This is a genomic window from Cylindrospermum stagnale PCC 7417 (assembly GCF_000317535.1).
GTDB lineage: Bacteria > Cyanobacteriota > Cyanobacteriia > Cyanobacteriales > Nostocaceae > Cylindrospermum > Cylindrospermum stagnale.
In genome coordinates, this window is record NC_019757.1 from 3603074 (window position 1) to 3628729 (window position 25656).

Sequence of the window (25656 nt, forward strand, 5' to 3'; positions counted from 1 at the left end):
AATTGTAAGCTTTTTTACTGTTATTTTCAATAAATACTATACTATGGATATTAAGAGCATATATCTTTAGTAATATATAATATAGGCTTATTGTATCAACGTTTTAACTCAGATATACGCACATTTGACAATAAGTATAAAACTCATCAGTCAATACTTTAAACTTTTAAAGTTATAACATCATATATACAGTAATAAAAATAATTATAACAGCAACACCTAGAAAGCTGGATAAATTTATAACTTAGGGTAAACAACATATTTGTTTTATTCATGACCATATTCCTTCTTGTACTCGTTTTTGTCCTCTCGCCTAAGTATAGAAGTCGAGGAGAAAAAAACTGAAGGTCTGTTGACCTGATCCAGGTTTGATGTATATTGTCAATGCATAATTTTTACTAAATTCTGAGTTTTGAGTTAAAAATTTCTAACTCAAAACTCAAAACTTCTAAAAGCCAGTGAAGTTGTAACCGACTCCTAAGGATAAACCGACATCGGTTTGATCAAAAAATCCGGCATTTACTGCAACGTTGGCTGTAAATTGTGCATTTAAAGGTACATCGATACCACCACTTACTAAGAAGGCAATTTGGGAATCGTCACCAGTTTTAATGGCTGCACCTACTCCTACGTATGGAGCGATAGGTAGCGGTTCATTAAATACATCTCCTCCCTGCCGCAAGGAAAGGTCGTAGGTAATGGGAATGAGAAATGTAGTATTGTCGCCCAAGATTACCGATGGTCGCACAGATATAGTATTTGTCAGACCAACTTTGCTGATGACTGTGAAGTTACCATCACCTAAGGCGGAGTCACCGCCACCCAAACCAATGTTGCCAGCGACACCGATATAGCTTCTGCCTCCACGGGTAGCTCTACCTGCATCAATATCCGATTGCGCCACTTTAGTCGGTTGCACCACTTGAGGTGCAGATGATTGAGAATTAGGCTCTGTATACCCAGAAACTAGGGCTGCTGATGAGGTGGCCACTGTTCCTGGAAAGGGTGTGACTATAGAACTGGGGGTGGTCTCTGTCGTGATATTGGGGAACTGCTGCACTCCTGTCACATCGGATACTGTAGAGAGGTTTTGGTTTTGAGTCTGTGGTTCCGCATTTAACTGGTTAGCAGATCCGGTTAATGGCTGATTGCTCACCTTGTCTACTGTCTGGGCGACTGCGGATAAGCCGCTACCTAGTAGGATGGCGATCGCAGTTACACTTGGCAACCAAAAAACACTTTTACGAAGAAACATAGTATTCACATTCACTCCAACAAGAATTTGTCCACAATAGATAAATAAAGGATTTTGTTGATTTTGGTCAACAAATTCGGTATTTATCCAACATTTAACACCAAATAGCCAATTTTTACATCTTTACTTTGACGTATACAGTTTGGTTTTGAGGACAAAATAGGGAATGCTATATCCTGAGTTTGACAGATGACAAAAATTATCCAGCCACTACCTGCGTTTATTTATCCTTGCCTACACCCATAGGAAAGAAAAAGAGAGAAGCGGCAGAGCAACTTATTTGCTAAGATTTCCAAGGTGAAAACATCATCAACAAGGCAACTCTTCATCACCATGCCAACATCTGCAATTAACGGTACAGACGCACTTTCTATCCAAGCAGCGAAAGAAGGGGTTGCAGTGTGCGATCGCTCCCATTGGGGGTGCATCCGTGTTTCTGATGCCGACCGTCTCCGCTTTTTACACAACCAAAGCACTAACGATTTCCTGCGTCTCAAACCAGGAGAAGGCTGTGATACTGTGATGGTGACATCCACCGCCCGCACGATTGACTTGGCCAGTGCCTACGTTCTCGATGATGCGGTGCTGTTGCTGGTTTCGCCTAACCGCCGCGAATTCCTCTTACAATGGCTAGATCGTTATATCTTCTTTGCCGATCAGGTGCAATTGACCGATGTCACCAATGAAACTGCAACCTTCAGCCTGATTGGTCCAGAAAGTGACGCTATCATCGAAAAGCTGGGTGCTGGGGCAATTATCAGCCAACCCTATGGTAATCATCTGCTAGTTGATGGCAAAGTGATAGTTGCTGTCGGTAGCGGCTTGGCAACTCCAGGATATACACTAATTCTGCCCAGTGCTGCCAAAGACAAGGTGTGGAGGCAAATTTTAGAATTAGGGGCAGTAGAGTTGAGCGATCGCGCTTGGGATACATTGCGAATCATCCAAGGACGCCCATCCCCAGATTTAGAACTGACAGATGATTACAATCCACTAGAAGCTGGTTTATGGCAGACAATTTCCTTTAGTAAAGGCTGTTATATCGGACAAGAAACCATCGCCCGGTTAAACACATATAAAGGTGTAAAACAATATCTTTGGGGTATTCGTCTCAGTGGTCCCGTTGAAGTGGGCAGCGTGATTACCATCGGCGATGAAAAAGTCGGTAAACTTACCAGTTACACAGAAACCGCTGATGGTTACTTTGGGTTAGGTTATATCCGCAGCAAAGCAGGTGGTATTGGCTTAAAAGTCCTAGTAGGAGAAACCGAGGGGGAAATAGTCGCAGTCCCGTTTGTTTCCCATGAATACCCATAGTCAGTCGGAGCGCAACTGAATCAATTACAGGCAGAACGCCAACCTTAGGAATGTAGAGACATTACGCATAACATCTCTACAATTTCCATTCCCCTTTTAGGAGAAATCTGAAAATTTCATAGGAATAACTTCCTCTCGATCCCATCCTGCACCTTGACAACACTCATCAACCCAATTCGCCAAACACCGGGCATTAGTGCCGGATGATATGTACTTGGGCATCTTGACAAATTTGCCGTTGCTGGGAACTTTGGTAACTATTGCTAGAGTTGGCAGAGTTTTTCCAATGTGTTGAATCTCGGTGGCTATTGCCAGAGTTGGCAGGGATTTAGTTTTATAGGGAATCTTTGTGGCGATGATGAGCGATTGCGCGAAGCGCAGTGCCGAAGGCGATCGCACAGGTGGAGGTTCGCGTAACAGCTTAGTAGGCTGTTTTTGGGAAACTAGCGTCCTGACTGGAGGCTGGCGATTAACCTGGGTGGTGGCTACAACCGATGATACAGGTTGGCGCTGGTGTTCAACCCCCGTAGGAATTTTAAATGAAAATGATTTTTCTCCCCTAGATCCCCCAGTGAATGGCGTTTTTACCGGAGGCTGAAGCTTAACCTGTGGTATAGGTTGATCTTCAGCAATCACCTTGTCAGGCGACTCAATTTTCATCTGGTTTGTAGCCACAGAAAGCTCTGATTTTAGTAACCTTAACTCCTCATCAGGATTAAAGTTAAGACCTAAAGCCGCAACGATCTGATCGGGATCGTTATTCAAATCCAGAATAAAAGAAAGTATCTGCTCAAACTGCGGTTCCAAAACAGACAGAGTCGCCAAAATATAACCAGACAGAGGACGCCGCAGACCATCATAGGTGTCCCAAACTCGCATTTTGACCAACCAGAGACGATTTTGCTCGTAGTAAATCAGCCACTTCATTTTCAATGATTGACGTAGCTGCTGAATGTCCATCACTTTCCTCGCTTCAGTCAACAAAATTTAAACTTTATGAATTTCAATCGGCTTTATCCCTGAGGATGAAACCGATAATAAAGCATCTGTTTGACTCTTTGACCACCTAATAAATGTTGTTCTACCAATAGTGGTACTTCTTCCCGCTTAACGCCGCTATACCAGACCTTATCTGGTAACACTAGCACCATCGGCCCATTGCCGCATTGTGCTAAACAGCCACTAGATGTGACTGTCACATCAGGAACTGGCAAAGCTTGAAAAGCTGCTAACACTTCTGCTGCACCTTGCCTTTGACAGGCGCGATATTGGCAGACCCGCACACATCTAGGAAAACTTAGTTTGTTCGTGATTGGGGAATTTGATGGTTGAGTTGTGTCTGACATTTTTTTACGAATCACAGAAGACGCAAATCAATTCAAAATCAAGAATCTAATTTTTGAATTTTGAATCGGAGTGCAGCGACTGACTAATCTACTGATAATCCTTTTGATGCCAGCCACTCATGATTAAATATCCGTGACTGATACCGGGAACCACTATCACACAAAATAGTAACAATCGTATGTCCTGGCCCCAACTGCTTCCCAAGGGCGACAGCTGCCCCAACATTAATACCCGTCGAACCGCCCATTAACAAACCATCTTGCCGTAGTAACTGGTAAACAACCCGCAAAGCTTCTTGGTCATCAACTTGAATAGCATCATCAGCAGGTGCGCCTTCCATATTGGCTGTGACGCGACTGTTACCAATACCTTCAGTGATAGAACTGCCTTCTATCTTGATTTCACCAGTTTTGATATAGCTATATAGACCGCTACCCAAAGGATCGGCAACGACGCACTTAACCGCTGGATTTTGTGCTTTCAAGTACAACGCCACACCAGCATAAGTACCGCCAGTGCCTGTGGATGCCACCCAACCATCAATTTTGCCGTTGGTCTGTGCCCAAATTTCTGACCCTGTGGTTTCAAAGTGGGCGAGGCGATTAGCTAAATTATCAAACTGATTTGCCCAAATAGCGTTATCTAACTCAGCCGCGATTCTGCCAGATAGCTTGACGTAGTTGTTGGGGTCTTTGTAGGGTACAGCGGGTACAGGACGGACTTCTGCCCCTAAAGTCGTCAGTGCATCGATCTTTTCTTGTGATTGGGTATCAGGAATAATAATTAGGCATTTGTAGCCTTTGGCGTTGCAAATATGCGCCAGTCCAATGCCAGTGTTACCAGCGGTGCCTTCGACAACTGTACCACCAGGTTTAAGTAAACCTTTTTTTTCCGCGTCTTCAATTATATATAGTGCGGCGCGGTCTTTAACGGAACCCCCAGGATTGAGAAATTCAGCTTTTGCCAGAATTTCGCAACCTGTCTCTTCGCTAAAGCTGTTTAACCGAATCAGCGGTGTGTTACCAATTGTACCGACAAATCCATTTTTGATATCCATTTTGTATTTTCCTAAGTTCTTGTCTATAAAAATTTGGGGATCTGCTCTCCCGTTGCCGGAAGACTTAACAACCATTTTCGCTCTTAGCCTTGCATTTAAGATGGGGAATAACAGTTATCGTTGCAGATACTTCGATCTGGCGTAATGGTATCCCTAAATATTGTGCCTTCTAAAGAGGCATCTTGTAGTGTGGCATCAGTCAAGTTAGCTTCGCGTTCGCTGAGATAGTTGCTCTACAAACTCGTTGAACTCAGGGACGGTCTTATTTTATCTTCCCATAAAATTTACACGGCATGAACAGATGTTCATGTAACAGCATTTTAAACGTAACTTTACGGTGGTTTTTAAATAAATGAGTCAGCTAATATACAACATTAGTGACTAATAAAGGCTGATATCATTTCACTGTCCTAGACAGGGTGGACACCGATGACATCTCAAGATGAACACAATAAAGAACTTCAAAGCCGGGTTGAAAGACGACTCCGGGAACTAGAAACTCAGGTCAATGATCTAGATGCTACTGCACCTTTTCATAAAACTGAGAAGCATCAGCCTATAGATATCCAAAAACCGTGGATGAAAAAAGCAATTCTTGGTGCAAAGCTTTTTGGTATTGCTGTTGCGACATTTGTTGCAGCGCAAATAGCCTCAAAGGTAGTGGGAGTTATTATGTTCGCTGCTCTGGGTTGGTTAGTTTACAAACTATTTTTTGAATCCAAAATAAATAAATAAATATTAATTAGAGCATCGCTACCATGAGTTATCAAGTTGGAACTGACAAATTCATCAATGATTTAGAGCGTGTTGCTCAAGTGCGCTCAGAGATTTCTATCTGCTTGAGAAAAATCGCCGACACAATTAACCAATCTGAGTTATCTGGCGATATTTCATCCGGAAAACTTAGTTTATCACGAGATATTGAAGATATTACCGTAGCCAGTAAAAACCTCAGCCAAGGTGTGTTCCGTCTGTTAGTTCTGGGCGATATGAAACGGGGAAAAAGCACATTTCTTAATGCGTTAATTGGTGAAAATTTGCTGCCGAGTGATGTTAATCCTTGTACAGCAGTGTTAACTGTTTTACGCTATGGCTCGGAAAAGAAAGTCACTATACATTTTAATGATGGCAAAAGACCACAACAGTTAGATTTTCAAAGCTTCAAATATAAATATACTATTAACCCAGACGAAGCTAAAAAACTAGAACAAGAGCAAAAGCAAGCGTTTCCAGATGTTGATCATGCCGTAGTTGAGTATCCCTTAACCCTACTGGAAAAGGGAATTGAAATTGTCGATAGTCCAGGTTTGAATGATACAGAAGCGCGGAATGAACTATCTCTAGGTTATGTAAATAATTGCCACGCTATACTGTTTGTTATGCGAGCATCTCAACCCTGTACTTTGGGTGAGCGTCGCTACCTAGAAAATTATATCAAAGGTCGAGGATTGACGGTTTTCTTCTTAATCAATGCTTGGGATCAGGTGCGAGAATCATTAATTGATCCTGATGATATAGAGGAACTAGCAGCATCTGAAAACAGATTACGACAAGTATTTAAAGCCAATTTAGCAGAATATTGTGCTATAGATGGTCAAAATGTTTATGAAGAGCGTGTGTTTGAACTTTCTTCAATTCAAGCACTCAGACGACGGTTGAAAAACCCCCAAGCTGAATTAGGGGGAACTGGCTTTCCTCAGTTTATGGGAGCGCTGAATACTTTTCTCACTAGAGAAAGAGCGATCGCTGAACTGCGTCAAGTCAGAACATTAGCCAGACTTGCCAGTAATCATACCCGTGAAGCGATCGCCAGACGCTTACCATTACTCGACCAAGATGTTGATGAATTAAAAAAACGGATTGATTCTGTAGAACCAGAGTTCAACAAACTCACAACTATTCGAGATCAATTCCAAAAAGAAATTATCAATACTAGGGATACCCAAGCGCGAGCAACTTCTGAATCATTCCGCAGCTACGTCTTAAGTTTAGGTGATACCTTTGAAAACGATTTCCTGCGCTATCAACCAGAATTAAATTTGTTTGATTTTCTCAGCAATGGTAAACGGGAAGCATTTAACGCTGTATTACAAAAAGCCTTTGAACAATACATTACTGATAAGCTTTCTGCTTGGACTTTAGCTGCTGAAAAAGATATTAATGCAGCTTTTCGGGAACTCTCTCGTAGTGCGGCAAAATATGGCGCATCTTACAGTCAAGTAACAGACCAAATCACCGAAAAGCTTACAGGACAGAAAGTCACAGTCAATACTACTACAGAAGATGATAATTCTCCGGGATGGGCAAAATGGGCCATAGGATTGTTATCTTTGTCTAGTGGTAACTTGGCTGGTGTAGCGCTAGCGGGTGCAGGTTTTGATTGGAAAAATATCTTGTTAAACTATTTCACCGTAATTGGTATTGGTGGGATGATTACGGCAGTAACAGGAGTTTTTCTTGGTCCCATTGGATTTGCGCTACTAGGCTTGGGAGTGGGATTTTTACAAGCAGATCAAGCGCGTAAAGAGTTAGTAAAAACTGCTAAAAAAGAATTAGTAAAATATCTACCGCAAGTAGCTTCGCAGCAATCTCAAATTGTATATAATGCTGTCAAAGAGTGCTTTGATGCTTACGAAAAAGAAGTAAGTCAGCGGATTAATGATGATATTACATCTCGCAAAGCTGAATTAGATAATCTGCTGAAGCAGAAAGAAACACGGGAAATCAATCGAGAAAGTGAGTTAAAAAGATTTAAAACTTTGCAGGAAAATGTAATTGAACAATTGCAAAAAATTGAAGCGGCATATAGTAATTTATTAGCTTACTATAGCTAACGATTAACCTCACTTCCCAATCACTCCCCTAACATCTCTCTGCTAGCAGGGAGGGGTGAAACGAACCTATGGAATAGGGATTTATGCAACAAGAGTACGAAGGTTACAGGGAGCTTGCAGATTCTCTTAAATCTGCGGCTGTATTACTAAATTTAGAGCGTAAATCGCAACTGCATCAAGATCTCATTACCATCTGCGATCATCTGGCTAATCCCAGCTTACGGATTGCGGTATTTGGCCCTTTTAATCATGGCAAGTCAACTTTGATAAATGCCATGCTGGGAAATCGCACTTTACCGATAGATTTGATTCCGACAACAGGTGCAGCTATTACTGTTAAGTATGGCACAAATTTGCGAACTCGCATTATGTTGGTAGATGGTACAGAAATCTACCGCAGTGGGACAGAAATTTTACAACAGTTTGCCATTCTTGATGGCAATAGGCAGATGCGAAAAGATGTGGCGTCTGTGGAAGTTTTTTGTCCCCATTCCTTCTTGGAAACGGGTGTGGAATTTGTTGATTTACCAGGGACAAATGACAGAGAAGCACAAGATCAATTAGTGCGCGATCGCCTTTTAAATGCAGACTTAGTTATCCAATTACTAGATGCACGCAAGTTAATGACTTTAGGTGAGCGGGAAAACTTGCGAGATTGGCTATTAGATCGCGGCATTAAAACAGTTATCTTTGTTGCTAATTTTATTAACTTACTTGAACCAGACGAGCAAAAACAAATCCAAAATCGCCTGCTATTTATGGCTGAAAGTTTTCGCGCGGAATTACCTCCTGGTTTTAGTAATTTATATAGAGTTGATGCTTTACCTGCCTTACGAGCAAGATTAAAAGGTGATGTTGCGGCGGCACAAAGTAGCGGTTTAGCCGCTTTTGAAACAGCTTTACAAAATATTGTGGAAATTTTGCAACAAAATCGCGGCGGTGTGCGCTTGCCAAGAGTGCAGGCAATTGCCTCGCAAATTCTACCATTATTAATTGCTAAGATTTATACTCTAGCTATTGAAATTAAATTATTTGATGATAAACAAAATGCTAAAATTGAAATTAAGCAGAAAGCTGCTAACCTAATTAAACAAGGCTTTAGTACTAGCATTTTTGAGTTACGCAATTGGATATCTTTACCCAATTTGCTGGCGAAATATCAAGCTGATGCTGCTATGGCGATGGCAGAAAATAGCTTTAAAGCTTGGCAAGTAGGTAGCTTAAAAAAAGACCTGACAGAGTTACAGTTAGCTGTGGTGAAATGGCTTTATCAAGCTTATGATTTTTTCCAGGGAGAAAGACCAGAAGACTTATTAATTCCTTTCCCCAACGAACCAGAATTAACTCTACCCCTGAAGCCAAATAATACTAATAATAATAATTTGGATGAACCTGGTTCGATAGCCGTAGGTGGTGGCATTGGGTGGTTATTAGGTGGACCAGTGGGAGCGGCTGTTGTTGGCAGTATTTCCTATTTATTAAATAAGAATATTCAAAAACAAGATGAACAATCAGCCAAGGAATCTTACCATCAACAGGTTGCCAAAATTTGTATAGCAGCGGCTGAAAATTATTTATCTCGTTTTAGCAGTCAAGGATTATCAATTTTGGCTGAATATGAGCAGAAAGCAGCAAAAGTGATTCACTTTGAAGTTAGTCAGGAACCGTTAGAAATTACTAAGAAGCGGGAAGATGTGCAGCGGTTGCAAAATGGTTTTAATCAATTGCTGCAAGAATTAGCAAAAGCAAATATACCTGCCAAATATCAACCTTATAAAGAAGTACCAAAATCTAGAAATACCACTAAGGAATCTTCCCCAGTAAATCAGACTACGAACCAGCAAAGACAGGAAAATACTGCTCCGAATGCCGAGAAAAAGGTAGAACTTCCGCGTCAAAAAGTTTCCTCACCGTCACCGCAGCAAAATACTGCTCAAAATACCGAGAAAAAGGTAGAACTTCCGCGTCAAAAAGTTTCCTCACCACCACCGCCGAAAAACACTGCTCCAAATACCGAGAAAAAGGTAGAACTGCCGCGTCAGCCAGTTTCGCCACCATCACCGCGTCCTGAAGAGGTAGAGGCGAAATTCCGCAATTGGGAACTAGATGAGGAAATAGCGCGGATGAAAGCTGAAATGCGTTCCTCTGGTTCGCAAACTGGTAAGCAGCCAAATCAAAGCAATAAAGCACCTAATCAACCTAATAACCTGGTAGAAAAAGATAAAATTACTCGCGCCTATAGCATTTTAGGATTACAGCCGAGTGCTTCCCTTGCTGAAGTCAAACAGGCTTATCGAACTTTAGTGAAAAAATGCCATCCAGATTTATTTGTGAATCAGCCACAACTGCAAAAGCAAGCGCAAGAGAAGATGAGGTCAGTTAATGAAGCTTACACGATTTTATCGGCTAAAAATAACTAGCTTTCTCCCAAATTTTCCTCATAATTAACGCATTTTATGCTGATGCAAAAACGCAAAGACGCCAAGATATGACTTAGCGCCTTTACGTGTGTTGTGCTGAATAATCTTCGGAACTTACTTGTTAGGTTGAGGAGTCAAACGCAGATAGGGTTTGACTTCTTGATAACCTTTGGGGAATTTTTCTTTGAGTACTTCTGGATCTTTGAGTGAGGGGACAATCACGCAATCATCCCCATCTTTCCAGTCAGCGGGGGTAGCTACGCTGTAATTATCAGTTAATTGCAGGGAGTCAATTACTCGCAATAGTTCATCAAAGTTGCGTCCTGTGCTGGGGGGGTAGGTGAAGCTAAGACGCAGTTTCTTGTTGGGGTCGATAACGAAGACGGAACGCACTGTGATGTTTGCAGCTGCGTTGGGGTGAATCATATCATAAAGGTCAGAAACCTTTTTGTCTGAATCTGCCAAAATTGGGTAGTTAAGAGTGGTGCTTTGGGTTTCTTCGATATCTCCCACCCATCCTTTGTGGGATTCTACATCATCAACGCTGAGTGCGATCGCTTTAACGTTGCGCTTATCAAATTCTGGTTTCAGTTTGGCAACAGTGCCTAACTCAGTCGTACAAACAGGTGTAAAGTCAGCAGGGTGAGAAAACAGCACTACCCAGCTGTCACCTGCCCATTCATAAAAATTTATGTCGCCGTGTGTCGAGGCTTGCGTAAAGTTGGGTACTGTGTCACCAAGACGGAGAGTCATGCGAGATTCCCTAGTAGTTAAAAAGGCATATGTGTTCTATTCTGCCATAATGACACAAAACACCGGTTCCCCCATCGGGCTTCAGCGGTTTGCAACAAAATTTTAAGTTTTCAGATGTAAGTCTCCTTTATTTTTGGTTGGCGATAATGTGATTGTAGGCAAGGATAGTTTGACGAGCGATCGCATGCCAACTGAAATGCTGTAAGGCATATTTTTGGGCATTTAATCCCCTCTGCTGGCATTCAGCGGGATTTTTGAAGGCTTCTTGCAGCAAATCTTTGAGTGATTGCACATCCGTTGTTCCCACCCAACCAGAGGCACTATCTACTACTTGCTGGCAAATATGCACTTGGTCAGAAATTACCACAGGTATTCCGGCTACCATCGCCTCAGCAACAGCAATTCCAAAGTTTTCATAGTATGATGGCAAAACAAATAAATCAGCAGCTTGTAGTAAACTAGCCTTTAGTTCACCCCTAACAAAGCCAGTAATCGTAGTGTGCGATCGCAGTGGGGAATTTTGTATTTGAGACTTAATTTTCTCTTCATAAATTGGGTCTTGGGGATTTGTCCCAGCCAAAACAAAGTGAAAATTGTAGCCTTCTGCTAATAGTTTCTCTAGTGCCGGAATCAACAAATTTAACCCTTTTTTCGGGTCTATTCGCGACATAAACAGCACCAAAGGCACATCACCGGGAATACCCAACTGACTCCGTACTTTCCCCTTCTCTCCAACTAGAGGAATCACGCCTAAAGGAATTACCAAATCCCGCGTAGATACGCCAAACCTTTCTGATACTTTGGCTTCTTGTTCGCTGGTAAAATGAATAGCCGCCGCACCTGCTAAATTAGCACGTTCTAAAATAGCCACATAAAACTGTTTTAATTGCTTTTTTTTGCGTAAATCAGCAGGATCGAGAGTTCCCAAAGGACGCAAAATGTAAGGCAGCTTTTGTTGACGACATATGGTCGCAGCGGCACTACTTACGGGAGAGAATAAAGCATGAATATGGGCGATGTCAAACTCATGAGCATGGCGTTTTAGCCAACGTAGTAAGTCCAGGGAAAATTTATAGCGCCGAAATGGCGCACAACGGAAGTAAATTATTTCATAGCCGTCTTGTTTTACTGGGTGATTTAAAGGAACATCCAGGGATTTTTGCCCAGAATCGCCATTACTATCAGTTGTGAGAATTGTAACTTTTACACCCTCTCTAGCTAAAGCTGGAGCTAGTCCTAGTACCATTTGACTAGGGCCACCATAAATCAGGGAAATCGAGGGAACAATTTGTAATATCTTCATTTTTTGTCAGTTGTCAGTTGTTGTTTACTAATAATTTCTAGACTTCTGGCAAAAATTATACTTTCTTATAATTTACCGTAGATAAACACACCCTGATTTACGCGTGTAAATCTTGTGGTTTATCTGTGGTTTCATTTTCATAAAATTGGCTTTTCCAAGAAGTTTAATTACTACTAACTACTAACAAGTTCTTGATAAAAATCTAATTGTTGCTGTGCTAAAGCTTTATTTGTGTATTTAACCATTGCTCGTTGATAACCGATTTCACCAAGACTTTGGGCTAAATCTGGATTTTCTATTAGTTGCAATAAACAATTAGCCAGCGCTTTAGCATCGCTTTCAGGAAAGATTAAGCCAGCCTCACCAATTACATAGGGAATTTCGCCAGAGTCGGAACCAATAACTGGTACTTTGCAAGCCATTGCTTCAATTAACACATGGCCAAATTGTTCTTTCCAGCCTACAGCCGTTAAAGTTTTAAACTTGTAAGTAGTTTCTGAAGGCAGTACCAAAGTACTCATTAAATTAATATAATTAGTGACTTCATCGTGGGGAACACTTTCTACAATAATTACCCTGTCTTGAATGTTGTTTTCTACTGCTGTTCTAATTAATTCGTCTCGCAATTCTCCTCGTCCTAGCAGCAGTAATTTCCAAGGTTTATCAGGCAAAGTTACCAAGGCTTGTAAAAGTGTTAACAAACCCTTCTCTGGGACAAAACGCCCAACGAAGCCCACAACAAAATCCCCTGTTTTAATGCCCAATTTAGCAGCTAATTCTGGTTGTGGGTGAGAAACAAACAATTTTTCATCCACACCCAGTTGCGGTATGACTTTAATTGGCCCTTGATATCCTCTTTGTTGTAATATTTCTGCACCATCCTGATTACCGCTAATAATGCCGTGGCTATGTTTAAGGTTATATTTTTCTAAAAGAGCAACTGGTAATTTCAGTTCGTAGGGTAGATTCCACCAAGTAAAAAATACATTTTTGGCTTTAAGTCCTAATAGCTGATTTAGGACAATCATTTGAGTATAAGCTAAACCTCTAGACCCTTGTTCTACATAGATAATTTGGGGGCGAAACTGTCGCATCAAAGATATCAAATCAGCGCCAAAAGTGAGGAGGGCTTGATGATTTTGACTAAAGTTAGAAATAGGAACTATTTTAAATTTGCCTTCATCCCGGTATTCAGTTTCAATAATTTTGTTTTGGACACCGCCTGGCCGCCAGCACTTTGGTACGACAACTGTCACTTCAATTCTGGGGTCTAGTTGGGATAAAGCGCGTAGTTTTTCACAATTGAGGTCTACAATATATGTGTGGCTGGCAACTAGAATTCTCATTGGTAATTGGTAATTGGTAATTGGTAATTGTAGGCTGATTAATGCTCAGTCTACTGAAATATAGAGTTATAAAATTCTAAATTTGTTGATCCAATTTACTGTAAACTTGCCCATCATTCCATATTGATTGGATGACTGTACCCAAGGCTTTAAGAAAGCCCAAAATGTAGAAAATACCGCGAGTGACAATTTTTATCGGGGAACCGCTTTTGTAACAAGGGGGGTGTCCCAAGACGTGACAATCAAATAAACGGGCGTATAGACGTAAAGCTTGGGTAGCAGTCAGGTTTTTCAGCCCCATTAAGAAATGGTTGTGGTAGAAGGTGAGTTGATATTGGAGCGATCGCATACTAATATCATGGCAACCCCCCGTCTCTTCCCCTAAATGCACCAAATAAGCTTCTGGGTCATACCAAATCTTATATCCCGTTTGCCGCAGCCGCAAACAAAAATCTGATTCTTCCCGCACCGCACTACCGCCAAACCGCTCGTCAAATCTCAATCCGTACTTGATAAAGATTTCGCGGCGAAACGACATATTGCACCCCCTAGCTGTCAGCACTTGTTGGGGTTTAGTCGTATGCACTAAATCAATATGATACCAAGCAATTCCTGGGTCCATTGCCTGGGGAGGTAGATATTCAATCTGCATTTCTCCACCAGAATCACCCAACTTCATTCTGTCAAATACCCGACCAGCAACAGCCCCCACCTCTGGGTTTTGCAGATAATTTTTCCCATGAGCTGCTAAAAATCCAGGGGTTAACTGCACATCATCATCAATAAACAAGATGATTTCACCAGTTGACCGCCGCACAGCATAATTCCTTGCTCCTGGCAGACTCGCCCAATCTAAGTGGAATAATTTAATTTTACCTGCTGCTGCCAACGCATCTAAATAAGCTTGAGTATCTGGTTCGTGTTTTGGCGTTTGATCTACCACCAAAACTTCAAAATTTGGATATTCTTGCTTCAACAAGTCTACAAGGCTATCACGCAGAACTTTTTCGCGGCCGTATGTCGGGATAACCACTGAAATGAAGGGATAATCACTCATATTATTTTTTTTAGGTTAGACGATAACTCGGTAAAAATTGATTTTCATAAACTTCAGTATACCTCTGCCGCTTTTATCTCTCTTAAAATTTTACTCGTAGGCGTTTTGTCGGTGTTTTTGGCTGAGACTCGGCATTTTGTTGATCTTGTTTATCCAGTAGTGGCAATTTGAACAGAACTCCAGCAAAAAACCAATAATAGACAGCCACTGGATCAACATCCAGAGGGTAGTAGTAGGTGTTGTAGCTAATAAACAATATAAACACCCACACAGCAGCACCGTAAGTGCGGTAATTACGGTTTTTTATCTGGCGATAAGTCTTAAAAGCAACGATTGTTAAGGTGGTAACCAACCCCAGAAAGGTGAGTACTCCCACAATTCCCACTTCATAAAGTACTTTTGGGTAGTAGGTCTCTACTAGCTTGGTTGAACCCATCGCCCTGGCAGAGTTAGTGGCTCGACCTAAGCCACTTCCTATAGGTCCATCAACATTCTTCCAATTTTCCTTAAATTGTTGGACTATAAACTCCTGCGGTGGTGAAGCTTCCCAACGATCTGTAAAACTCGCTGTTCTGTCTTGCACAACAGTAGGATTCGTCACCATAGCAATCCCCAAAATAACGGCGAGTCCTATTCCTATGGGAATAAACCTTTTCAGGTTGCCAATTTGACCTGTGAGCAATAGCAAAATCACAAAACAAGTTGGTACTAAGGCTAAGGCAATTCTCTGCCCAGAGACTACAGCATTGATAAAGACCGATGCTAAAGAACCTAAACTGACTAGCCGCCAAATTATCGAGGGATCTGAGAAGCCAGTAGCAAAGGTAAAAAAGGTGCTGGAAATCAAAAACCAGGCCCACTGCCAAGGAGCTACAAATGTTCCTGGGAGGCGAATTACGCCCTCTTCGGGACTATATAAGAGCGCTCCCCCAAAATAACACCGGGCATCTAGTGATGTGACAAATAGGGCGTTTCCTTCGAGACCTCTCGTGCCTTGACATACTCCTGTTAGTAGTAACATGTATTGGATAAATCCAAGTCCACAGCAGATAAGTGTGAGGGTAACTTGGAGGCGTGATAAAAATAGAAAATCTCGCTGATTGCGAATTAGATAGTAAGCACAACTAATCAGGGGTACGTAGCCTAAAAATACTTTTAATCCCAAAATTCCCATGCCTAGAGGGATTTCGTTGCTTGCTTTTGCCATGAGTCCCCCGCTAGGGGGGTTGAACTGCTGTCCACCATTGATAAACACTAAAGTTAGTAGACAGCAACCCAAGACAATCAACAGTGGGGTTTTAATGCCTGGGGGAATAATAAAGGGTACTCCCTGCTTACGGCAAGTTTGCCAAAGTCCAATTAGCGCTGGCAGGTAAAAAGCATCTTTAGCTAATTGGAGTATAGGACTATTACCCAAGTAGTAGGTGATGGTACCCCCCATAGGCACATAAATGATGAAGGCAATCATAGCTTGGCGGGGGTATTTGTAGGCAAAAGACATGATGATAATTCCCGCCGTAGCGGTAATTGCCAGTTTAATGCCACCTACGAAAAAGAGCAGAATGCCCAAGAAGAAACCGCCAGCGGAGGCGGTGGTGAGTAAGCTGGTGAATTCTTTTCGCGCTTGGGCTGCTTTGCGCTTTTGGGCTAACTGTTCTTTGAGGCTAAGGGTGGGTGTTGCTGCTGGCGTCTGCTTTTTTGAGCGCGGGGATTTCTTGGGTTTTGCCATAAGTTTCCATGGGTGAGTAAAGAATGCATGGTGTGGAGTACTACAAATGAATCAGCACTCCGCACTCAGTACTCTATTCGGCTAAGTGTTGTTGGACTTGTGACACCAATTCATTTGTCCAGTGGTTGGCAAGTTCAGCATTGGCGGCTTCCACCATAACTCTGATCACTGGTTCTGTGCCGGAGGCGCGGACTAAAATTCTCCCAGTATCACCCATTGCCGCTTCAGCACGGGCGATCGCATTATGTAAGGGTTGGCAATCTTTCCACCCTAAACGGCGATCGCGATCTACTACGCGCACGTTATGTAATAGTTGCGGATATAACTGAAAGCTTTGATCTACCATCTCCCCTAAAGAAACACCAGCCTGTTTCACTAAAGCGGCTATATGCAAGGCTGTTAACAAGCCATCTCCGGTAATTCCATAATGAGGGCAGAGGATATGACCTGATTGTTCGCCGCCTAACATTGCCCCAGTTCTAGACATTTCTGCCTGTACATATTGGTCGCCAACTGCTGTGCGAATTAAGTTACCACCAAGCTGTTGCCAAGCCTTCTCAAAGCCTAAGTTAGCCATGACAGTGGAAACAATCAGGTTGTCTGGCAACTGTTGCTTTTGTTGTAAATCGCGTCCCCAGAGGTAGAGTATGTAATCGCCGTTGATTTGTCTGCCGGTGTTATCTACAGCTAAAACGCGATCGGCATCGCCATCAAAGGCAAAGCCTAAGTCAGCTTGATGCTGCTTAACTGTTGCTTGCAGAATATCTAGGTGAGTTGAACCGCAGTTAACATTAATGCGATCGCCATCTGCTTCGTTATGCAAACAGATTACCTCTGCACCCATTTCTGTAAATACCGCAGGTGCTAACCCGACTGCTGCCCCCCAAGCTAAATCTAAAACAATCTTCATTCCCTGAAGATTGACACCACTATGCAAGGGTGTTTGTAACGCTTTACTATAATGCTTAATTAACTCTTGTCGCGAGTAATGCCGCCCACAATGACTGACACTCTTTGCCAGTGAGATTTTGCCACGCAGTCCCGCCTCAATTTCTGCCTGCAATCGTTGGGGTAACTTCGCACCATCCGCCCCAAAAATTTTAATGCCGTTGTCCTCTGGCGGGTTATGACTAGCAGAAATCATTACCCCGCCGATAGCATCAGTGATGCTGGCGAGATAAGAGACGCAGGGAGTAGGACATAATCCCAAATACCAAACCTCTAACCCCGCTGCTGTTAACCCTGCACTCAAGGCCATCGCTAGCATATCGCTAGAGTTTCTCGAGTCTTGTCCGAGAATGACTGGCCCAACTTGATTTGCATGGGTACGCAAAACAATACCCGCCCAAAACCCAACTTGCAATACTAAAGGCGCACTCAGCAATTCTCCCACTCGTCCGCGAATCCCATCTGTACCAAATAAGGAAGTCGCAGGTAGCGGTATTAAGTTGAACGCAAAACTACTCTCATTTCCTATTTCCAATCCTTCAGATTCGGAAGCAGAACCCCCAGGAATGCCGCCTTGAGTCCGAGTTATCGATAAGACCATACGTTTAAACACTCCACACAGTCACACTGGAGAATAACACTTTACAAGTTGTTCAACAATTCCAAAAGAATATTTTTTCCACATTACTATCTACTGAGTACTTCAGGTTAAGACGATACGAGTATTAACCGCCATATCCCTGACAAAGCAACCGAGGAGGGCATAAACCAAGGCGATAGCTCATATTTCTTGACAGAATAACAGTGACAGAGATTAGCTAAAATTATCAGTCTTGTTTCCAGTGATATTATATTGGCAGTAATTAGATAATAACTACCTGTCAGCCTAGCTCAACAAATCGGCAAATCGCATGAATTAATGATTAAAACCATCATTTTTAGTTTCTGTAAATATTTTTCTGCCGATCATCGGAGGATTTGGTAAATTTACTCATAATTCCCGAATAATTTGCCGTTTCTACCAGTAAAACCTGCTCAAATATGATTAATTGTTTTTAATAATCTAGAAATTTTAGATGATGTTTGAATTCGAGTACCTGGACAGAGAATCTAAGTTTAATTAGACCAAAAACAAAAAGCGCAGCCTGATCATTTGAGCGAGTAGATTCTTCTGTGAGAATTAGAATGAGAGCGTTTTACATTTTAAATTTCCCCCAAAGGGTTGCTAATTCAGGGATTCTAGCCCTTAGCCGATTGCTGTGTAAAACACTACAATTTATGTGAACTTAAGAAATTTTAATATAAATTCTCATCAAATAGTTTTAATGTAGCGTTTTAATGGCCTTTTTAGTCGTTTGTAAATCAAAACTCTGGCAGTTAACTTTTTAAAGTTGAGAAATTTAGTATGAGCAGCAATTTAGCCGCCAAACTACGTGTAGGCACTAAAAAAGCCCACACAATGGCAGAAAATGTAGGTTTTGTCAAGTGCTTTTTAAAGGGAGTTGTGGAGAAGAACTCCTATCGGAAACTGGTTGCTAACTTCTACTTCATCTATTCAGCGATGGAAGAAGAGATGGAAAAGCACCAAAACCACCCGATTGTTGGGAAAATTTACTTTCCAGAACTCAATCGCAAGCATACCTTAGAGCAAGACCTGAATTATTACTTCGGTTATAACTGGCGGGAGCAAATCCAATTATCTACCGCTGGTGAAGCTTATGTAAAGCGCATCCGGGAATTATCAGCCACAGCCCCAGAATTGCTAGTCGCTCATTCTTACACCCGTTACCTCGGCGATTTATCTGGGGGACAAATTCTCAAAGGTATTGCCCAAACAGCGATGAAACTGGCTGATGGTGAAGGTACTGCCTTTTATGAGTTTGCAGATATTACCGATGAGAAGGCATTCAAAGCCCAATATCGGCAAAACTTGGACGAAATGCCCATTGATGATGCTACAGGCGATCGCATCGTCGAAGAAGCAAATGCCGCTTTTGGGGTGAACATGAAGATGTTCCAAGAATTAGAAGGCAATTTGATCAAAGCCATTGGTATCATGGTGTTCAACGCCCTGACACGGAAGCGAACACGCGGTGCTACCGAACTTGCTACTGCTGAGTAATGAGTACTGAATACTGAGTTTTAATAAAAACGCTCAAAATATCTAGGGGCGATTGTCCTGTGATTGTTTTCGATTGATGAAACCAACCAGAGTGCGATCGCCCCTAAATTTTGATGATATCGCTCTTTATTCTGGCAAAGAAGTTTCTTGCTGCTGTTTTCTAATTGCACGAGCAATCAAAGGAGCCTTTTTTTCTAATCCTATCAGGGTTATTTCACCATCAAGATACATTTGATACCATGCTTGACGCTGACGAATGACTCGTTCATCATCGCGTAGATGTAATCGTTGTAGAGTAAATTCGGCTTTTTGGTGTTCCTCTGCTGGAACTGCATCAGTTAAGACTAATTGCAGGGAAGGTAACAGAATCTCAAACCAGTCATCCCCAACTTGAAACGGATCACAAACTTTATCATCAAGAGTACCTTTGCTACTATTAATCCAAGCAGAAGCAAAACGGTAATTACTCCATTCGTAAGTCAAGTGACGATAATTTTCGCAAGATAAGAAATGGTCTACAGTACCAACAGGTTCATACATAGCACTATAACCACAAAGATTACCGAAACCATCAGCTAAATAGCTCTTAAAAACTGACCAATATTCTTTCGGTCTTTTTTTTGTATCTGGATTTTTCGCTAACCAACTATTACCTAATTGTCGTGCTTTTGCATCAAAATCTGGTGGTTCCGGGGGAGGATTTAAATTTAGCATCTTTAACTATGCCCCAAATAACCGAGAATTTCTTTTCTCTGAAGTGACTATCCAACGCGGCCAAAATTGATCGTGTCCTGGTAATAGTTTTGCGAGTTCCTGATGAATTTGCGATTGGGTTCTTAAATATTCTGGAAAACCATTCATATCATCATCACGCATCCAAGCTTCTGCGGCTTCAATCGCTGTTTCTGCTTCTTGAGAACGAGCTTGTTTGAGTCCAAATATTTCTGAGGTTAACCATCCAACTGTATCTCCTTGTTTAGTCCAGTTAACTTCATTTAATGCTACTTCTTTTTCTTGCAATTCAAATAGAAATAATTTATCTTGCTCTTCATCAAAGATTGGCTCTAATGAAGCTAGCACAAGTGGAGAATGAGTAGTGACTAAAGCCTGTATTGGCATATTTGGCTTTAACTCATTTACCACAGATAAAATAGATGGTAAAATAACTCTTTGCCAGCGAGGATGCAGGTGAGACTCAATTTCATCAATTAGTAAAACTATTTGATTCATCGGTTCTTGCTTTCGTAGTTCACAAGCTTTTTCGTGTTCGTACCAAGTCCATACCAACAAATAAGCAAGTCCGAGAATACGCTTCATTCCTGCTGATGCTTGGGTGATAGGAATATTACCATAAGGAAGATTAATTGTGGGAATGTCTCGCACATCATCCACAGATACTCGCGTTGGCTCTCCTATTTCTATCCATTCATCAGGATGAGGAGCAAGTCTTTTGATTACATCAGATAAAAGTTGAAATGGCATCTTGTGTGGTCGATTCTGCCATGTTACCCAATCGTGAATTAGACCGTTGCAAAGAACTTTTCCCTTTAATTTCAAGCCATTCCAAAGTGTATTTGGAGTAAAACTATACGCATCTTTATGGTTGCGAGCAGGGTCAAAAATAGAGAAGCCACCATCAACACGAACAAAAATAACTACCTCGTTTAATTCAGGAAGTAAATGCCTACTCAGCCATTGTTGTGCAGAAAAATTAAAGCCGCTCTCATAGTCCCTTACACCATATTTGGTGTGAATTTTGGAGATAATTTCAGGATGTTCTTCTGTTAGTTTTCGCGGATAAGCGGGTTGATCTACCCAATTTCCAGTAAGTACCCACCAAGCAACCTCAAGTAAAAAGCTTTTACCTAGTCCATTATCCCCAGTAAAAATGTTGATCCTATCACTAAATTCAACATCAAATTGAGGAGCAGTCCCAATAGACGTTAAGTGAAGTTCTTTTAGCATTTGACTACTCCTTTAGCATCCGGTTTAACCTTTACCGTCAATTTAACGAATGACCCACCATAAATCATTCTCGCATAATAGAAATATACAAATACCAATATAAATAATTGATGTAGTAAGTTGATGCTTACTTACGCTTTCAGCCCATTAATTGATTTTGTAGCGTATGGTGTAAAATATAAGCTGTTTAAGAAAATTATACACAAAACATGGCAACAAAAATTCCTGTCACAGTCATCACAGGCTTTTTAGGTAGTGGTAAAACCAGCCTAATTCGCCATCTACTACAAAACAACCAAGGACGCCGCATTGCTGTTTTAGTCAACGAATTTGGGGAACTCGGAATTGATGGCGAATTACTAAAATCCTGTCAAATTTGCCCCGAAGATGGTGACAGTAATATCTTTGAATTAACTAACGGCTGCTTATGCTGTACCGTACAGGAAGAATTTTTTCCGACGATGCTAGAGTTAATTAAGCGGCGAGATAGCATCGACTGTATTTTAATTGAAACCTCTGGTTTAGCTTTACCAAAACCCCTAATTAAAGCTTTTCGCTGGCAGGAAATTCGCAACGCTGCCACTGTTGACGCTGTAATTACCGTGGTAGACTGTGCTGCGGTGGCTGCGGGAACCTTTGCTAGTGATTTAGAAGCGATCGCATCCCAACGGCAAGCAGATGATAGTCTAGAACACGAAACACCATTGCAAGAACTGTTTGAAGACCAACTTGCTTGTGCAGACTTGGTGGTTTTGAATAAAACCGACTTAGTAGATGCTGAGACACAAGCGCGAGTTGAGGAATTTATTAAACAAGAATTACCCAGAGTGGTGAAAATAGTCGCCAGCGATGGCGGTAAACTAGATGCATCAATATTGCTAGGATTTCAAGCCGCAGTTGAAGATAATTTAGATAGCCGTCCCAGCCATCACGACAGTGAAGAAGACCACGACCACGATGAAGAGATTACCTCAACTCACCTAATTTTAGACCGTGCCTTTGACCCAGAAAAGCTACAAAAACAACTGCAAACACTGGCACAGCAACAGGAGATTTACAGAATCAAAGGCTTTGTGGCAGTTCCTAATAAACCCATGCGTCTAGTTATGCAAGGTGTCGGGACTCGATTTGATAAATTTTACGATCGTCCTTGGCAACCAGAAGAATTACGGCAAACCCGCTTAGTTTTCATCGGTCGTGATTTAAAATATTCAGAAATCGAATCACAACTTGTGGCTTTGTAAGATGAATATCACACAACTATTTAGCATTGCTAATATTTTTGTCTTGCCATTTTGGACATTGATGATTTTTCTGCCAAACTAGAAAGTAACACGGCGGATAATGGAATCCTATTTGCCTTTTGTGGTCTTAGCTGTGGCGTATCTATATTTGTTTGTTAGCAGCATTACACCAGAAAATGCCCAGGCTTTATCAAATCCCCCATTAGCTGATATTGCGAGATTTTTTAGCGATGAAACAGCCGCTGCTACAGGCTGGATTCATTTTCTAGTTATGGATTTATTTGTCGGTAGATGGATATATTGGGAAGGACAGAAAACAGGAATTTGGACATTTCATTCCCTCTCCCTCTGCTTGTTTGCTGGCCCTATGGGATTGCTTTCTCACATCTTGACTTACTGGATAACTAAAACCTTCTTTCCGCGTTCTGAAACGGAAGCAGCAACAGTAGTAGAAAAAACTGCGTCATCAACTGGAATGTAGGTTTTAATCATGACTAATTGCCGCTTGATGCTGAGTTTTACCCTCGCATCAGGCGGTAATCAACTCCACCGTAAACATTGATTGCTTGCCCATGAATAGCACGCGATTGATGGGAAGCTAAAAACAGCGCCACATCTGCCACTTCTTCAGGTTCCATAAAGTAGCTGTCATTCACCGGAGTACCATCTGCCTCTAGTAAAGTTTTGCCCATATCTGTTTTCACCCCAGCAGGACACAGCGCATTGACGCGGACTTTATAGGCGCGTGCTTCATCTGCTAATGCTTCCATAAAGCCGAGTACAGCAAATTTGCTGGCACAATATGCAGAGTTGTATGCATAGCCAAGTTTACCCGAATCCGAAGCTATCAAAATGATATTGCCTTGGCGTTGATTATAGAAATTAGGTAATACGGCTTGACAACAGAAGAAGGCACCTAGTAAATTGACATCCAACATAGCCTGAAATTCAGCACGCGGTAAGTCAGCAACAAAATATCGACGCTGAATGCCAGCATTCGTCACCAAAATATCGATTTTACCAAAGGTTGTAAGTGTTTGTAACACCATATCAGCCACCGCTTGCTCATGGGTGACATCAATCGGTATAGCGAGTGCGTTTCTACCCAGTTTTTTGATTGCATCCGCAGTTTCAATGGCTAATTCGGGAGATTTGTCAGCAATAATAACATTCGCCCCCTCACTAGCGAAAGTGAGAGCAATTGCCCGGCCGATGCCTTTACCAGCGCCCGTAACAATGGCAACTTTATCAATAAGTTGCTCTGACACTAAATGAATTCCTTTTACAAAATATTGTTATTAGTTTATCAGAAAGCAAGGGGGTATTTTCCGCAGTTTCAGCAGAATGAAGGGGCGACAGTGGCTGAAATAACGGATTTATTGGGTGGTATCAAAACAAAGAAAGTTGGCTTTGAAAGTTTTGGTAATGGGAAATTAGAAAAATCTGATTACCCATTACCCAATTATCAAATTAAGAAGCTTTAGCTGTTCGATAGTTGGCATCTAACCAACAGCGCGGTAGACGTTCACCGGAAGGAAAGACCAGATTTTCTTTTTTAAAAGTATCAGGGTCTTGTTCTTCTTCACCTTCTTGGTCTTGTGCGTGAACGGTAGCACTATTGGGGTCGATTAATTCTTGAAGGTCAAGAATTTTTACCAAATCTTCGGTATCTTTGAGTTGTAAAAACATAATTTATATTTCGCGCTGATACTTTTCTAAAATATCTACAAGGCTGACTTGGCATTGCAGAGGTAATAAATCGATTAAAGAAATTTCCCGTCTGCCGCCGCCAATTTTAACTGGAATTGATGCCAATACTTCCATCACTTGGTCTTCGTTAACAGCTTTGGAAGTAATTAATGGATACAACTGTTCAGCGACAATGCTGTGCAGTTTGGCATCGGATAGATAAAGATGCCACTTAGCAATGTCTATGTAGACGGTTTCGCCAATTTCAGATGCTAGGGCTTCCAGTAGTTCCGTGGTGTTTGTTTTAGCCATAAAATAACCCTATATAAAGAGCAAAAACTCTCAGGCTATTTAGTATTATCGCTCAATTAACTAGGCTGACACTACCCCCACAGGTTACATTTGCCCTAGCTTCAGCAGTCCCTCTTCAGGTGGACTTGGGTGGTGTTTCGGAGTAATTGGCGATCGCCCGAATATAAATCAGATGCACCAACAACACTCCTACCCAACTTAGGGTCAACAACGGCAGCCACTCCCAGGTAGTTGCTTTCAAGATATGGAAAAACCACAACCCAGAATTAATCGTAGCGGCGACTCCTACATGTATGGCAAAATTCATCAGGTCGTCTAACTTGCGGAAATCGGGGTCTTTGCGATCGGGTTTGCGAGGCCAGCGAGGAGGCATAAATATTTGTTACAGACTTTAACACACCATATTCATTTTAAGGGTTTTGGGGGCACGAAGCAAAGCTGTGTTCGACGAGGCAGTCCGAAGGCTACCTGAGATAGCAAGAATTTGGATCACTCTAATTTCTTTTATATCTCGCTTATTTGAAAATTTACTTTTCGTCGTCATGAGGTGTATAACTCTGTTTTAAATTTCAACTAATAACCGGATTTAGTATTATCCAAAGTTACACGTATCAAGTTATAAAAAACTTCATCAACCGAGCGAATGACCTTTTTTATCTGACTTTAGACTCTTATAAGTTAACAATGATTCATCTTTTGATAGAGGATGTAAATACATCAACTTGTGAAGATATAAATAACCTTTATAGGTAGAAGAAAAATGGCTAAAACCAACCCAGTTGAAATCCAAAAACACTTAAAAGGTGTTGACTATCCTGCTGATAAACAAGAATTGATTGATCATGCTAGAAAGCAAGGTGCTGATAGGGAAATTCTCTCATTATTAGAGCAATTGCCAGAAGACGAAGAGTATGAAAGCCCTACCGAACTCAACAAAGCTTTAGGTGAGATTCAGTAG

Annotated in this window: 24 protein-coding genes and 2 pseudogenes; 9 read left to right on the forward strand and 17 right to left on the reverse strand. The window is 41.6% G+C overall.

The window, feature by feature from the left end:
* Nucleotides 1–448: 448 nt before the first annotated feature.
* Complete coding sequence (locus CYLST_RS14915; protein ID WP_015208554.1) at nucleotides 449–1255, reverse strand: hypothetical protein; 807 nt, start codon at nucleotides 1253–1255, stop codon at nucleotides 449–451.
* A gap of 333 nt (nucleotides 1256–1588) precedes the next feature.
* On the opposite strand from CYLST_RS14915, the gene ygfZ reads away from it, so the two are divergent.
* Complete coding sequence (gene ygfZ / locus CYLST_RS14920; protein ID WP_015208555.1) at nucleotides 1589–2572, forward strand: CAF17-like 4Fe-4S cluster assembly/insertion protein YgfZ; 984 nt, start codon at nucleotides 1589–1591, stop codon at nucleotides 2570–2572.
* A gap of 96 nt (nucleotides 2573–2668) precedes the next feature.
* Here ygfZ and CYLST_RS14925 read toward each other — a convergent pair whose 3' ends face one another.
* From CYLST_RS14925 to CYLST_RS36790, 4 genes and pseudogenes are all read right to left on the reverse strand, one after another.
* Entirely contained in the window at nucleotides 2669–3532 is an 864-nt protein-coding gene (locus CYLST_RS14925) for a DUF5331 domain-containing protein (protein WP_015208556.1), read from the reverse strand.
* Between the two features lie 53 nt (nucleotides 3533–3585).
* Nucleotides 3586–3918 (reverse strand): (2Fe-2S) ferredoxin domain-containing protein, encoded by a 333-nt coding sequence (locus tag CYLST_RS14930; RefSeq protein ID WP_015208557.1) that lies wholly within the window; start codon nucleotides 3916–3918, stop codon nucleotides 3586–3588.
* An 83-nt stretch (nucleotides 3919–4001) separates the two neighbouring features.
* Nucleotides 4002–4976 (reverse strand): cysteine synthase A, encoded by a 975-nt coding sequence (locus tag CYLST_RS14935; protein ID WP_041233665.1) that lies wholly within the window; start codon nucleotides 4974–4976, stop codon nucleotides 4002–4004.
* A gap of 95 nt (nucleotides 4977–5071) precedes the next feature.
* Nucleotides 5072–5185 (reverse strand): annotated as a pseudogene (locus tag CYLST_RS36790) (pentapeptide repeat-containing protein); the annotation flags it as partial.
* A gap of 220 nt (nucleotides 5186–5405) precedes the next feature.
* On the opposite strand from CYLST_RS36790, the gene CYLST_RS14940 reads away from it, so the two are divergent.
* The 3 genes from CYLST_RS14940 to CYLST_RS14950 all read left to right on the forward strand — a co-directional run bounded on the left by CYLST_RS14940 (nucleotide 5406) and on the right by CYLST_RS14950 (nucleotide 10230).
* Nucleotides 5406–5711: a hypothetical protein gene (locus tag CYLST_RS14940; RefSeq protein WP_015208559.1), complete on the forward strand. Its 306-nt coding sequence runs from the start codon at nucleotides 5406–5408 to the stop codon at nucleotides 5709–5711.
* 23 nt (nucleotides 5712–5734) lie between these two features.
* Entirely contained in the window at nucleotides 5735–7810 is a 2076-nt protein-coding gene (locus CYLST_RS14945; RefSeq protein WP_015208560.1) for a dynamin family protein, read from the forward strand.
* 83 nt (nucleotides 7811–7893) lie between these two features.
* On the forward strand, nucleotides 7894–10230 hold the full coding sequence (locus tag CYLST_RS14950) for a dynamin family protein (protein WP_015208561.1): 2337 nt from the start codon (nucleotides 7894–7896) through the stop codon (nucleotides 10228–10230).
* A gap of 114 nt (nucleotides 10231–10344) precedes the next feature.
* On the opposite strand, the gene CYLST_RS14955 is transcribed toward CYLST_RS14950, so the two are convergent.
* From CYLST_RS14955 to glmM, 6 genes are all read right to left on the reverse strand, one after another.
* Nucleotides 10345–10983, reverse strand: a complete 639-nt coding sequence (locus CYLST_RS14955) for a peroxiredoxin (RefSeq protein ID WP_015208562.1) — start codon at nucleotides 10981–10983, stop codon at nucleotides 10345–10347.
* Between the two features lie 127 nt (nucleotides 10984–11110).
* Nucleotides 11111–12286 carry a hormogonium polysaccharide biosynthesis glycosyltransferase HpsP gene (hpsP, locus tag CYLST_RS14960; RefSeq protein WP_015208563.1) on the reverse strand — a complete coding sequence of 392 codons (1176 nt, stop codon included), beginning with the start codon at nucleotides 12284–12286 and terminating at the stop codon, nucleotides 11111–11113.
* 173 nt (nucleotides 12287–12459) lie between these two features.
* Nucleotides 12460–13632 carry a hormogonium polysaccharide biosynthesis glycosyltransferase HpsO gene (gene hpsO, locus CYLST_RS14965; protein ID WP_015208564.1) on the reverse strand — a complete coding sequence of 391 codons (1173 nt, stop codon included), beginning with the start codon at nucleotides 13630–13632 and terminating at the stop codon, nucleotides 12460–12462.
* A gap of 76 nt (nucleotides 13633–13708) precedes the next feature.
* On the reverse strand, nucleotides 13709–14689 hold the full coding sequence (gene hpsN, locus CYLST_RS14970; RefSeq protein ID WP_015208565.1) for a hormogonium polysaccharide biosynthesis glycosyltransferase HpsN: 981 nt from the start codon (nucleotides 14687–14689) through the stop codon (nucleotides 13709–13711).
* 82 nt (nucleotides 14690–14771) lie between these two features.
* Nucleotides 14772–16418, reverse strand: coding sequence for a hormogonium polysaccharide biosynthesis protein HpsL (gene hpsL, locus CYLST_RS14975; protein ID WP_015208566.1), 1647 nt, complete (start codon nucleotides 16416–16418; stop codon nucleotides 14772–14774).
* 73 nt (nucleotides 16419–16491) lie between these two features.
* Nucleotides 16492–17967 (reverse strand): phosphoglucosamine mutase, encoded by a 1476-nt coding sequence (gene glmM, locus CYLST_RS14980; protein ID WP_015208567.1) that lies wholly within the window; start codon nucleotides 17965–17967, stop codon nucleotides 16492–16494.
* A gap of 804 nt (nucleotides 17968–18771) precedes the next feature.
* Here glmM and CYLST_RS14985 point away from each other — a divergent pair.
* Nucleotides 18772–19488 carry a biliverdin-producing heme oxygenase gene (locus CYLST_RS14985; RefSeq protein WP_015208568.1) on the forward strand — a complete coding sequence of 239 codons (717 nt, stop codon included), beginning with the start codon at nucleotides 18772–18774 and terminating at the stop codon, nucleotides 19486–19488.
* 126 nt (nucleotides 19489–19614) lie between these two features.
* On the opposite strand, the gene CYLST_RS14990 is transcribed toward CYLST_RS14985, so the two are convergent.
* Entirely contained in the window at nucleotides 19615–20202 is a 588-nt protein-coding gene (locus CYLST_RS14990; RefSeq protein WP_015208569.1) for a hypothetical protein, read from the reverse strand.
* 6 nt (nucleotides 20203–20208) lie between these two features.
* Nucleotides 20209–21453 (reverse strand): AAA family ATPase, encoded by a 1245-nt coding sequence (locus CYLST_RS14995; RefSeq protein WP_015208570.1) that lies wholly within the window; start codon nucleotides 21451–21453, stop codon nucleotides 20209–20211.
* 209 nt (nucleotides 21454–21662) lie between these two features.
* On the opposite strand from CYLST_RS14995, the gene cobW reads away from it, so the two are divergent.
* Both cobW and CYLST_RS15005 read left to right on the forward strand, forming a co-directional pair.
* Nucleotides 21663–22697, forward strand: a complete 1035-nt coding sequence (cobW, locus tag CYLST_RS15000; protein ID WP_015208571.1) for a cobalamin biosynthesis protein CobW — start codon at nucleotides 21663–21665, stop codon at nucleotides 22695–22697.
* 1 nt (nucleotide 22698) lies between these two features.
* A pseudogene (locus tag CYLST_RS15005) lies at nucleotides 22699–23178 on the forward strand (ABA4-like family protein).
* A 37-nt stretch (nucleotides 23179–23215) separates the two neighbouring features.
* Here the strand turns inward: CYLST_RS15005 and CYLST_RS15010 are convergent.
* Nucleotides 23216–23965, reverse strand: coding sequence for an SDR family NAD(P)-dependent oxidoreductase (locus CYLST_RS15010; protein ID WP_015208572.1), 750 nt, complete (start codon nucleotides 23963–23965; stop codon nucleotides 23216–23218).
* A gap of 3 nt (nucleotides 23966–23968) precedes the next feature.
* Between CYLST_RS15010 and CYLST_RS15015 the strand changes: the two genes are divergently transcribed.
* Entirely contained in the window at nucleotides 23969–24181 is a 213-nt protein-coding gene (locus tag CYLST_RS15015) for a hypothetical protein (RefSeq protein WP_015208573.1), read from the forward strand.
* Here the strand turns inward: CYLST_RS15015 and CYLST_RS15020 are convergent.
* The 3 genes from CYLST_RS15020 to CYLST_RS15030 all read right to left on the reverse strand — a co-directional run bounded on the left by CYLST_RS15020 (nucleotide 24168) and on the right by CYLST_RS15030 (nucleotide 25071).
* Nucleotides 24168–24386, reverse strand: a complete 219-nt coding sequence (locus CYLST_RS15020; RefSeq protein ID WP_015208574.1) for a hypothetical protein — start codon at nucleotides 24384–24386, stop codon at nucleotides 24168–24170. The genes CYLST_RS15015 and CYLST_RS15020 overlap by 14 nt on opposite strands.
* 3 nt (nucleotides 24387–24389) lie before the next feature.
* Complete coding sequence (locus CYLST_RS15025) at nucleotides 24390–24698, reverse strand: DUF3181 family protein (RefSeq protein ID WP_015208575.1); 309 nt, start codon at nucleotides 24696–24698, stop codon at nucleotides 24390–24392.
* A 115-nt stretch (nucleotides 24699–24813) separates the two neighbouring features.
* Nucleotides 24814–25071, reverse strand: a complete 258-nt coding sequence (locus CYLST_RS15030) for a hypothetical protein (RefSeq protein ID WP_015208576.1) — start codon at nucleotides 25069–25071, stop codon at nucleotides 24814–24816.
* A 387-nt stretch (nucleotides 25072–25458) separates the two neighbouring features.
* Between CYLST_RS15030 and CYLST_RS15035 the strand changes: the two genes are divergently transcribed.
* Nucleotides 25459–25656, forward strand: a complete 198-nt coding sequence (locus CYLST_RS15035) for a DUF2795 domain-containing protein (protein ID WP_015208577.1) — start codon at nucleotides 25459–25461, stop codon at nucleotides 25654–25656.